Origin of the sequence: Lysobacter luteus (assembly GCF_907164845.1) — a bacterium.
Taxonomy (GTDB): Bacteria; Pseudomonadota; Gammaproteobacteria; order Xanthomonadales; family Xanthomonadaceae; genus Novilysobacter; species Novilysobacter luteus.
On sequence record NZ_OU015430.1, the window covers coordinates 1,906,287 to 1,917,220 of the forward strand.

Annotated in this window: 12 protein-coding genes; 8 read left to right on the forward strand and 4 right to left on the reverse strand. The window is 70.9% G+C overall.

Features of this window, described 5'->3' with window-relative positions:
- The first annotated feature begins 96 nt into the window (after positions 1–96).
- On the forward strand, positions 97–528 hold the full coding sequence (locus KOD61_RS08860) for a GFA family protein (RefSeq protein ID WP_215218349.1): 432 nt from the start codon (positions 97–99) through the stop codon (positions 526–528).
- Positions 529–654: 126 nt separating this feature from the next.
- Positions 655–1,827: an alpha/beta hydrolase gene (locus KOD61_RS08865; protein ID WP_251370559.1), complete on the forward strand. Its 1,173-nt coding sequence runs from the start codon at positions 655–657 to the stop codon at positions 1,825–1,827.
- A gap of 3 nt (positions 1,828–1,830) precedes the next feature.
- Here KOD61_RS08865 and KOD61_RS08870 read toward each other — a convergent pair whose 3' ends face one another.
- Positions 1,831–2,892 (reverse strand): NADH:flavin oxidoreductase/NADH oxidase, encoded by a 1,062-nt coding sequence (locus tag KOD61_RS08870; protein ID WP_251370560.1) that lies wholly within the window; start codon positions 2,890–2,892, stop codon positions 1,831–1,833.
- A gap of 163 nt (positions 2,893–3,055) precedes the next feature.
- On the opposite strand from KOD61_RS08870, the gene KOD61_RS08875 reads away from it, so the two are divergent.
- From KOD61_RS08875 to KOD61_RS08895, 5 genes are all read left to right on the forward strand, one after another.
- Entirely contained in the window at positions 3,056–4,015 is a 960-nt protein-coding gene (locus KOD61_RS08875; RefSeq protein ID WP_215218351.1) for an acetyl-CoA carboxylase carboxyltransferase subunit alpha, read from the forward strand.
- Entirely contained in the window at positions 4,012–4,257 is a 246-nt protein-coding gene (locus tag KOD61_RS08880) for a hypothetical protein (RefSeq protein WP_215218352.1), read from the forward strand. Before KOD61_RS08875 ends, KOD61_RS08880 begins: the two co-directional genes overlap by 4 nt.
- A 28-nt stretch (positions 4,258–4,285) precedes the next feature.
- Positions 4,286–5,599, forward strand: coding sequence for a tRNA lysidine(34) synthetase TilS (gene tilS / locus KOD61_RS08885; protein ID WP_215218353.1), 1,314 nt, complete (start codon positions 4,286–4,288; stop codon positions 5,597–5,599).
- Between the two features lie 87 nt (positions 5,600–5,686).
- Positions 5,687–5,950 (forward strand): exodeoxyribonuclease VII small subunit, encoded by a 264-nt coding sequence (locus KOD61_RS08890; RefSeq protein WP_215218354.1) that lies wholly within the window; start codon positions 5,687–5,689, stop codon positions 5,948–5,950.
- The gene (locus KOD61_RS08895) at positions 5,943–6,824 is read left to right on the forward strand and encodes a polyprenyl synthetase family protein (RefSeq protein WP_215218355.1); all 882 of its coding nucleotides are present in this window, start codon (positions 5,943–5,945) and stop codon (positions 6,822–6,824) included. The genes KOD61_RS08890 and KOD61_RS08895 overlap by 8 nt, the downstream gene beginning before the upstream one ends.
- 48 nt (positions 6,825–6,872) lie before the next feature.
- Here the strand turns inward: KOD61_RS08895 and KOD61_RS08900 are convergent, their stop codons facing one another.
- Entirely contained in the window at positions 6,873–7,217 is a 345-nt protein-coding gene (locus KOD61_RS08900; RefSeq protein ID WP_215220350.1) for a DUF4870 domain-containing protein, read from the reverse strand.
- 202 nt (positions 7,218–7,419) lie between these two features.
- Positions 7,420–8,790, reverse strand: coding sequence for a metalloprotease PmbA (gene pmbA, locus KOD61_RS08905; RefSeq protein ID WP_407074538.1), 1,371 nt, complete (start codon positions 8,788–8,790; stop codon positions 7,420–7,422).
- A gap of 70 nt (positions 8,791–8,860) precedes the next feature.
- Here pmbA and yjgA point away from each other — a divergent pair, with 70 nt between their 5' ends.
- Positions 8,861–9,442, forward strand: coding sequence for a ribosome biogenesis factor YjgA (gene yjgA, locus KOD61_RS08910; RefSeq protein ID WP_215218356.1), 582 nt, complete (start codon positions 8,861–8,863; stop codon positions 9,440–9,442).
- Positions 9,443–9,483: 41 nt separating this feature from the next.
- On the opposite strand, the gene tldD is transcribed toward yjgA, so the two are convergent.
- Positions 9,484–10,926 (reverse strand): metalloprotease TldD, encoded by a 1,443-nt coding sequence (gene tldD / locus KOD61_RS08915; protein ID WP_215218357.1) that lies wholly within the window; start codon positions 10,924–10,926, stop codon positions 9,484–9,486.
- Positions 10,927–10,934: the final 8 nt, after the last annotated feature.

Consider the following 10,934-nt stretch of genomic DNA (forward strand, 5'->3'; position numbering starts at 1 on the left):
CTCCCGTGCGATGCAGAAGCGCATTCGCCACCGAGAGCCACCGAGCGCGACAGGCTGGTCGTATATTCGGCAACCCACACCAGCAGGAGTCGACGGATGGGACATCGTGAGCGGGGCATTCTTGAGGTCGACGGCGTGGCGGTGTTGGCGCGACACCGGGCCACCTGCCACTGCGGCGAGGTGGAACTGGCGCTGGACCTGCCCGACGGGATCGTCGATCCGCGCCGGTGCGATTGCTCGATCTGCCGGCGCAAGGGCGCGGTCGTGGCCTCCGTACCCTTGGCAGGGCTGCACGTGGTCCGCGGCGCGGATCGCTTGCGCCTGTACCAGTTCAACACGCACACCGCCCGCCATTACTTCTGCGGGACATGCGGCATCTACACCCACCACCAGCGCCGCTCCAACCCGGAGCAGTACGGCTACAACGTCGGCTGCCTGGATGGGATCAATCCGCTGAAGATCGCCGGGGTGAGCTGCGAGGACGGAGTCAACCACCCTTCCGACCGGGCCACTGCCGGCCCGGCCTGACGCCATGCCGATGCATCGGCGACCCGGAAGGTTGCACTGCCTTCCGGCACCCGCGTGGTGCCCCCTTCGCTGGTTATCGTGGGCTCGAACCGCGGCGCCGTGACGCGGATGGCCCAAGGAGGCCCCATGCGCAAAGCCTGTTTTCCGACCGTGGCGATGGCCGCCCTGAGCCTGTGCTTGTCCAACGCCCTTGCGGCGCCGCCGCCGGCCACGTCCGCTTACTCGCCCGACTGCGGCGAGCTGTGCGGAAAGATGCGCCAGGTGGTGCAGGACCTCACCCGCATCGACACCCCTGGCGGCGTGCAGGAAACCTACAAGACGCGCATCGGCGGCATCGACCAGTGGATCAACATCCGCGGGCACGACCGCGACAATCCCGTGCTGCTTTTCGTCCACGGCGGACCGGCCTCGCCTGCGATGCCGACCGCATGGCAGTTCCAGCGCCCGCTGGAGGAGTACTTCACGGTCGTGCACTACGACCAGCGCGGCGCCGGCAAGACCTACCGCGAGAACGACCCCGAAGCGCTCGCCGACACCATCCGTATCGATAGCTATGTCGATGACGCGATCGAGATCGCCGACCACGTCCGCGAGCGGCTGGGCAAGGACAGGCTCGTGCTGGTCGGGCACAGCTGGGGCACCATCGTCGCGACCCGGGCCGCGCTGCGGCGCCCCGACCTGTTCCACGCCTATGTCGGCATCGGCCAGGTCATCAACACCCGCCTCAACGAGCAGTTGAGTTTCGACTATGGGCTGCGTCGCGCACGCGAGGAGGGCAACGCCGAGGCGGTCTCGGAGATGGAGGCGATCGCCCCGTACCCCGGCGACCAGCCGATCACGCGCGAGCGCATCATCGTCGCGCGCAAGTGGCCGCAGCATTACGGCGGGATGACCGCCTACCGCGCGGAGTCGCCGTATTACCACCGCGGCCCCTGGCTGTCGCCGGACTACAGCGCCGCTGATGTCCGCGCGATCGACGACGGCAACGGTTTCACCCTGTGGCGCGTGCTGCCGGAGTTCCTCGCGGTGGATTTCAGCGGCGTGGATACGTTCCCGATCCCGGTGGTGATGCTGATGGGACGGCACGACTACACCACCCCGTCGGCGCCGACCGCGGCTTGGATCGATGCGGTCGAAGCCCCGTGCAAGGCCGGGGTCTGGTTCGAGCGGTCCGCGCACATGGTCCCGTGGGAGGAGCCCGGCAAGACCCTGGTCACCCTGCTCGAGACGGTCCACCCGATCGCCACCGGCGGCGGCTGTCCGGCGTCGATGCAACCGGACGGCCCGGCGCGTCGCTGAGGCCTACCAGGCGCGCCCGTACTGCGGCGGCGGCGTGATGTCGGCCCCGAGGGCTTGCGCCGCGCGCCGCGGGAAGTACGGGTCGCGCAGCAACTCGCGCGCCAGCAGCACCATGTCGGCCTCCTGGTCCGCAACGATCCGCTCGACCTGGGCCGGCTCGGTCAGCAGGCCCACCGCGCCGGTGGCGATGCCCGCCTCACGCCGGATCCGGCAAGCGAACGGCACCTGGTAGCCGGGCTGCAGCGGGATCTTCGCGTTCGGCACGCTGCCACCACTGGACACGTCGATGAGGTCGACGCCGCGCTCGCGCACGCGATCGGCCAAGGCGATGCTCTGCTCGATGTCCCAGCCGCCCTCGACCCAGTCGGTGGCGGAGATGCGCAGCCACAGGGGCAGCCGCTCGGGCCAGTCCGACCGGACCGCATCGACGACCTCCAGCAGCAGCCGGATGCGCTGGTCGAAGCCACCGCCGTAGCGGTCGGTGCGGAGGTTGGACAACGGCGACAGGAACTCGTGCAACAGGTAGCCGTGGGCGGCGTGGATCTCGAGCATCTGGAAGCCGGCGTCGAGCGCGCGGCGGGTGGCGGCCGCGAAGTCCTCGATGACCTGTTCGATCCCGGCCGCGTCCAGCGCCTCGGGCACCGCGGAGCGTTCATCGAAGGCGACCGCCGAGGGCGCCACTGGCGTCCAGCCGCCGAGTTCGGGCCCGACCATGCCGCCGCCGCGCCATGGCGCATCGGTGCTGGCCTTGCGTCCGGCATGCGCCAGTTGCACCGCCGGTACTGCGCCCTGCTCGGCGATGAAGCGGTTGATGCGCGTCCAGGCGCTGGTTTGAGACTCGTTCCACAGTCCCGTGTCGGCCGGCGAGATGCGGCCTTCCGGCGACACCGCCGTGGCCTCGGCGATGACCGTCGCGGCGCCCCCGACCGCGCGGCTGCCCAGATGGACCAGGTGCCAGTCGTCGGGCAGCCCGTCACGGGCCGAGTACTGGCACATCGGCGAGACGGCGATGCGGTTGCGGAAGGTGATGTCGCGCTGGGTCAGGGGCTGGAACAGGCGGGGCAAGGTCGATCCTCCAAGTGCGAAGCCACGAGCATGCACCGGCGGCGGTCGCGGCGGCGTGTGGCGGACGGCACCGCGCGCCGGCCGGACGGCTCGGTACGGCCCGGGGCGGTCGGCTAGACTGTCCCGATTGACCGGCAGCCCGCCTGCCCGAGACAAGCACCGCATGAACCCGAACTACCTCGACTTCGAACAGCCCATCGCCGACCTGGAAGCCAAGATCCAGGAGTTGCGCCACGCCAGCCACGGCTCGGCGGTGGACGCCGATGCCGAAGTCCACGCGCTGCGGGACAAGCTGCGCAAGCGGACCGCGCAGATCTTCCGCGACCTCTCGCCCTGGCAGGTGTCGCAGCTGGCGCGCCACCCGGCCCGGCCGCACACCAACGACTACATCCGGGTGATGTGCGACGAGTTCCAGGAACTGGCCGGCGACCGCGCCTACAGCGACGATGCCGCCATCGTCGGCGGGCTGGGCCGTATCGACGGCCGCAGCGTGGTGATCATCGGCCACGAGAAGGGCCGCGACACCAAGAGCAAGATCCGCCGCAACTTCGGCATGCCGCGCCCGGAGGGCTACCGCAAGGCGCTGCGCCTCATGAAGCTTGCCGAGCGCTTCGACCTGCCGATCCTGACCTTCATCGATACCCCCGGCGCCTACCCCGGTATCGGCGCGGAGGAGCGCGGCCAGTCCGAGGCGATCGCGCGCAACCTGCTGGAGATGGCCGAGCTGAAGGTGCCGATCATCTGCACCGTCATCGGCGAGGGTGGCTCCGGCGGCGCGCTGGCGATCGGCGTCGGCGACTGCACGGTGATGCTGCAATACAGCACGTACTCGGTGATCTCACCCGAAGGCTGCGCCTCGATCCTCTGGAAGGACGCCGGCAAGGCCAAGGACGCGGCCGAGCAGCTCGGCCTGACCGCCACGCGCCTGCACGGCCTGGGGCTGGTCGACAAGGTCGTGCGCGAGCCGACCGGCGGCGCCCACCGCAATCCGCGGCAGATCGCGACCCGACTGAAGACCGTGCTGATGAACGAGCTCGACACGCTCGAGGCCCTTTCCACCGCCGACCTGCTGCAGCGCCGTTACGAGCGCCTGCGCGGCTACGGCGCGTACGAGGCGGCATGATGTTCGGCCGCCGCGCTGCGAAGTACTGGGCGATCGTCGGCCTGCTGTTCGGGGTCGGCATCTGGTTCGCGCTGTCGGTCAACGTGCTGGTTGCGATGGGCTTTGCCGGGTTGTCGGCGGCCTGCCTTTTGGTGGCCGCCAGCTGCATGCTGGCGCCGCCGGTGGCGAACCACCGCGACGACGCGGCCGATCGCGATCCCGACGACGCGCCGGCCGGCCGCCGCCGCAACTGGCGCCCGTAGGCGGGCCAGACACCCCGGGCGCGCCGCCATGGGCACCGCCCTGCCCCTTCCCGCTCTTCCCGACGCGCAGGTCTGCGTCGCATTGAGCGGTGGGCTCGATTCGACGGTCCTGCTGCATCGGCTCGCATCGGAGCCGGAGGTGCGTGTCCGCGGGCTGCGCGCGTGGCATGTCCACCACGGCCTGCACGCGCACGCCGATGCATGGGTCGGCCGGTGCGAGGCCGCCTGCGCGGCGCTCGGCGTACCGCTGACGGTCTCCCGCGTGACGGTGTCGCGCGAGGACGGACTCGGCATCGAGGGCGCGGCGCGGCGGGCGCGGCGGGCCGCCTTTGCCGAAGGGCTGGTCGCGGGCGAAGTCCTGGCCTTGGCCCATCATCGCGACGACCAGGCCGAAACCTTCCTGCTGCGTGCATTGCGGGCCTCGGGCCCCGATGGCCTGGCGGCGATGCCGGCGTGGCGCGACTTCGGGCGCGGCCATCTCTGGCGCCCGCTGCTGCAGCTGCCACGCGCATCCCTGCTGTCCTACGCGACTGCGCACGGGCTGGACTGGATCGAGGATCCCTCCAACACCGACGAGGCGTTCGACCGCAACTTCCTGCGCCACCGGGTGATGCCGCTGCTGGCGTCACGCTGGCCCCACGCCGCGGCGGCGATGGCCCGCTCGGCCGACCTGTGTGGGGAGGCAGCCGTCCTGCTGGACGCGGGTGACACCGACGCACTACAGGCGTGCGGGCTGCCGGGACAACCGGCACTGCTGTCACGTGCCGCGCTGGTGCGCCTCCCACCCGAAAGGCGCGCGCGCGTACTCCGCCGCTGGATCGCCGGCCTCGGCCTGCCGCCGCTGCCCGCCGGCGGCGTCGCGCGGATCGAATCCGAACTGCTGCCCGCCCGCAGCGATGCCACGCCCCGCTACGCATGGGCGGGCGCCGCGGTCCACGCATGGCGCGACCTGCTGCATGCCGCCCGACTGCAGCCCGGCCTGCCGCCGGACTGGCAGGCACGTTGGGACGGCCTTGCGCCGCTACCCCTGCACGGCGGCGGGACGTTGCAGCTGTGCCCGCTTGCGCCGTCGGCTGGCGCGGAGCGGGCCGCCTTCGATCCACCCGTCATCGTCCACGTCCGCCGCGGCGGCGAACGCATCACCTTGCCCGGCCGCGCGCACTCACATCTGCTCAAGCACGTCCTGCAGGATCGCGGCGTGCCGCCATGGGAACGGCCCCGGATGCCGCTGCTGTCGACCCCCAATGGCGAACTGCTGGCGGCAGGAGACCGCGTGCTGTCGGCGCGGATGCAGGCATGGTTGCAGGAGCGCAATGTCGCGCTTGCGTGGCACCCGGCGTAGAACCCGGCCATCCACGTCCGCATCCGGTTGTGCGCGTTGCCCTTGGGCCGCGTTGACCCGCCCCCGGTCGCCCTCCACACTTGCCGCATGCCACGCAAAGCCGAACCCGAAGCCTCGCCCGTCGCCGATTTCGAGACCTCGCTCGACGCGCTCGAGCAACTGGTCGAGAAGATGGAGCACGGCGAGATGAGCCTGGAAGAGTCGCTCGCCGCCTACGAACGCGGGGTCGGGCTGTACCGCCGCTGCCAGACCGCGCTTGAGCAGGCCGAACTGCGCGTGCGCCTGCTGAGCGATCCGCAGGATCCGGCCAGCGGGCAACCGTTCGACCCGCCCGCGTCGGCCGATGCCTGAGCCGCAACTGGCCGCGTGGCGCGTACGCACCGACGCCGCCCTCGACCGCGCCCTCCCCGCCGACAATCGTGCCCCGCAACGCCTGCACGCGGCGATGCGGCACGCCGTGCTGTTGGGCGGCAAGCGCATGCGCCCCCTGCTGGTCCACGCCAGCGGTGCGCTGTTCAACGCCGACCCTGCGCTGCTGGACGCACCGGCGGTCGCGATCGAGCTGATCCATGCCTATTCGCTGGTGCACGACGACCTGCCGGCGATGGACGACGACGACCTGCGGCGGGGCCAGCCGACCGTGCACGTCACCTTCGACGAGGCCACCGCGATCCTGGCTGGCGATGCGCTGCAGTCGCTGGCCTTCGCCGTGCTCGCCGATGCACCCGGCTCGCCCCCCATCCGGGTGGAGTTGCTGCGCACGCTCGCCAGCGCGGCGGGCGCGGCCGGCATGTGCGGGGGGCAGGCACTCGACCTGCACGCCACCGGCAACGGCCACGCGATGACGGTTGGCGACCTGGAACAACTGCACGCGCTCAAGACCGGGGCGCTGATCCGTGCAGCGGTCCGCATGGGCGCGCTGTGCGGCGATGCCGATGACGATGCGCTCGACGCGCTGGACCGCTACGCCGACGCGCTGGGGCTGGCCTTCCAGGTCCGCGACGACATCCTCGATGTCGAGGGCGACAGCGCCACGCTCGGCAAGACCGCCGGCAAGGACGCGGCACAGGACAAGGCGACCTTCCCCGCCCTGCTGGGGATGACGGCTTCGCGCCAGCGCTTGGATGAGCTGTCCCGGGCGATGGACGCCGCGCTCGCGCCCTTCGGCGACCGTGCCGACGGGCTGCGTGCGCTCGGCCGGCTGGCGGTGGAACGGGATCGGTGATGCGTGCGTGGGCCGGCCGCCTCGACGGCCGACCCACGGTTGCGAGGTCTACTTGATCAGCCGCAGCGTCAGCGGATAGCGATAGGCAACGCCTTCGTTGGCCTTGACCGCCGCGAGGATGGTCAATACCAGCCACGCGATGCCGACGATCACCCAGGCCGGGATCGCGATGATCAGGCCGATGCCGAGCGTGACGATCGACAGCAGCACCAGCGCGAGGCAGATGATCGCGACGGTGATGTTGAAGTTGAGCGCTTCCTTACCCTGGTCGTTGACGAACGGCATGGTGTCCTTCTTGACCAGCCAGATGACCAGCGGGCCAATAAAGGTGCCCCAGCCGCCGGCGGCGGAGGTCAGCAGGCCGCCGACCAGCGCGGACAGGTGGGCGAACATCGCCCACTGGCGCTCCTCGGCCGAGATGCCGCTGGCCGCCACGGACTCATCGGCAGGAGGCGGGTCGAACGGCGGCGGCGTGCCGCGCGGGTCGCTTTCGTACGGGTCGTTCTCGCTGGTGTTCACGTGCCTTGTCTCCCTGGAGGACCGGACCCCGACTGTCGCGCCGCAGGGGTGAGCGGTCAACCGCCGTCGGTCACGGTCAGCCTTCGCCGGCGACCGTCATCCGTCCGACCAGGATCGAGCCGGTGCGCACGTGCGAGCGCGGATCGACGTCGCTGCCGACCGCCTCGATCGCCTGGTACATGGCACGCAGGTTGCCGGCGATGGTGATGCCGTCGACCGCGTACTGCGGCTTGCCATCCTCGATCCAGAACCCGGCCGCGCCGCGCGAATAGTCGCCGGTGATGGTGTTGACGCCCTGTCCCATCAGCTCGGTCACCAACAGGCCGCGCCCCATGCCGGCCAGCATCGCGTCCAGGTCGCCGGCGTTGGCCGCCACCTGCAGGTTGTGCACGCCGCCGGCATTGGCGGTGGTCTGCAGGCCGAGGCGGCGCGCGGAATAGCTGCCCAGGATGTAGCGCTGCAGCACGCCCCCCGCGACCAGCGAGGAATCGCGCGTGGCCACGCCCTCGGCATCGAACGAGGCCGAGCGGAAACCGCGCGGCAGGAAGGGCCGCTCGTCGATCGCGAACCACTCGGGGAACAGCGCCTGCCCCACCGAGTCGACCAGGAAGCTCGCGCGGCGGTACAGCGCGCCGCCGGACACCGCGCCCAGCAGGTGGCCGATCAGCGATCGTGCGACCTCGGCCGAGAACAGCACCGGGTACTCGCCGGTCGGCACCTGGCGCGGCGACAGGCGCGACACCGCGCGTTCGGCCGCCTTTCGGCCCACGGTCGCGGCTGATTCCAGCTCGTCGGCCGACAGCGCGATGGTGTACCAGCCGTCGCGCTGCATGTCGGCGCCGCGACCGGCGATCAGCGCGCACCCCAGGCTATGTTGGGTGCTGCGCTCGCGGCCGACGAAGCCATGCGAGTTGGCGTACACCGACAGGCTGCTGCCACTGCCGACCGAGGCGCCGTCGGAGTTCTCCAGCCGCGGGTCGAAGTCGCGCCCGGCCTGTTCGCAGGCCAGCGCGAGGTCGATCGCCTGGTCGGCCTCGACCGCCCATGGGTGCCAGCTGTCGAACTCGCGCAGGTCGGTGGCCATCAACCCCGCGTCGGCCAGCCCGGCCGCAGGGTCGTGTTCGGTATGGCGGGCGATCGCGCAGGCCTGGTCGACTGTTGCGGCCAGGCTTTCCTCGCGCAGGTCGGCCGTGGAGGCGCTGCCCTTGCGCCCGCCGAAGTACACGGTGACGGCGATGCCGCGGTCACGGGTGGACTCGACGGTCTCGACCTCGCCCATGCGGACGTTGACGTTGAGGCCGGCATCCTCCGAGCACGACACCTCGGCCTGGTCGGCGCCGGCGGCGCGGGCGGCCTCCAGCAGACGCTGGGAGAGGACTGCGAGCGCGTCCAGGCGCGCCTCGCTGTCGGCGTGGAAGGGCGCGGTGGCGGGGGCGATGTCGTTCAATGACTTATCCTTTCAGTTCTTGCACGGCATGCGCCGCGGTTGCGCGCGATGCCCATAAACGGACACGACGATGCGCGGCAGAGACGAAGAAACCGGTGAGTTCCTGGGCGACAGCCGCAGCCAGCAGCGGCGCGATGCGCTGGAAATACTGAACCTGGGCCAGCAGCTGGTTGCGTTGACCGATGCGCAGCTGGCGAAGCTGCCGGTGCCGGAGTCGCTGCTGCCGCACATCCGCGAGTCCCGCCGCATCACCTCGCACATCGCGCACAAGCGGCAGCTGGCGTTCCTGGCCAAGCAGATGCGCCGCGAGGATGACGAGGTACTGGACGCGATCCGCGACGCGCTGGATGAAAAGGGCGACGCCGCCCGGCGCGAGGTGGCGGCCATGCACCGGGTCGAAGCCTGGCGCGACCGCCTGCTGGCCGAGGGCGACGCCGCGCTGGCCGAACTGATCGGCCAGTACCCCGATGCGGACCGGCAGGCCCTGCGCCAGCTGGTGCGCAACACGCTGGAAGAGCGCAAGCGCAACAAGCCGCCGCGTGCGTTCCGCGAACTGTTCCGCCACCTGCGCGAGCTGATCCTGGCCGGCGCCACCGCCGGCACGACGTCGGATGACATGCCCGACGAGGACGTGCCGGATACCGACGACTAGTCCGGTCGACGGGCAGGCCTGGCGGGCGCACGCCAAGGGCGTCACGCCTGGGTGCCGCCCACCGTCAGGCCGTCGATCAGCAGCGAGGGCTGGCCCACGCCGACCGGCACGCTCTGGCCGTCCTTGCCGCAGACGCCGACGCCCTCGTCCAGCGCGAGGTCGTGGCCGATCATGCGCACCTTCTGCATGGTTTCCGGGCCGTTGCCGATCAGGGTCGCGCCCTTGACCGGCGCGGTCACCTTGCCATCCTCGATCAGGTAGGCCTCGGTCGCCGAGAACACGTACTTGCCGCTCGTGATGTCGACCTGGCCGCCACCAAAGTTGACCGCGTACAGGCCCTTCTTGACCGAGCGGATCATCTCCTCCGGATCGTGCTGGCCGGCGAGCATGTAGGTGTTGGTCATGCGCGGCATCACGAGGTGCGCGAACGACTCGCGGCGACCGTTGCCGGTCGGCTTCATGCCCATCAGGCGGGCGTTGAGCGAGTCCTGCATGTAACCCGTGAGCACGCCGTCCTCGATCAGCGGCGTGCACTGGGTCGGCTCGCCTTCGTCGTCGATGTTGAGCGAGCCACGGCGGCCCGGGAGGGTGCCGTCATCGACGATGGTCACGCCCGGCGATGCCACGCGCTGGCCCATGCGGCCGGCGTAGGTGGACGTGCCCTTGCGGTTGAAGTCGCCCTCCAGCCCGTGGCCGACCGCCTCGTGCAGCAACACGCCGGGCCAGCCGCTGCCGAGCACCACCGGCATCACGCCGGCCGGCGCGTCGACCGCTTCGAGGTTGACCAGTGCCTGCCGCAACGCCTCGCGCGCCCAGGCCTCGGGTTTGCCGTCGGCGAGCAGCTCGGTGTAGCTGTAGCGCCCGCCGCCGCCGGTGTAACCGCTCTCGCGGCGGCCGTTCTGCTCGACGATCACCTGCACGTTGAGCCGCACAAGCGGCCGCACGTCGGCGGCAAGCACGCCGTCGCTGCGCGCCACGAGCACGGTATCGACCCCGCCCGCCAGGCTGACCATCACCTGCTTGACCCGCGGATCGGCCGCGCGCAGCAGGCGGTCCAGCGTGCGCAACGCCTCGACCTTGGCTTCGTTGGGCAGCGAGTCGATCGGGTCATCGCTGGGATAGAGGTCGAGCGCGTTGCCGCGCACCAGCGAACGGGTCGTGACGGTCGAGCCGTCACGGGCGATCGCGCGGGCCGACTTGGACGCTTCGATGAGCGCGGCCGCATTGATCTCGTCCGAATAGGCGAAACCGGTCTTCTCGCCGCTGATGGCGCGTACGCCGACGCCCTGCTCGATCGAGTGGGCGCCGTCCTTGACGATGCCGTCCTCGACCATCCAGCTCTCGCGCCGGGCGTGCTGGAAATACAGGTCGCCGAAGTCGATGCCCGGCCCGAGCAGGGTGCCGAAGGTGCGTTCGAGGCCGCCGGCGTCGAGGCCGGAAGGCAGCAGGAGCCGGGATTCGGCCAGTTGCAGCGGTAACGTCATGGGGAGTC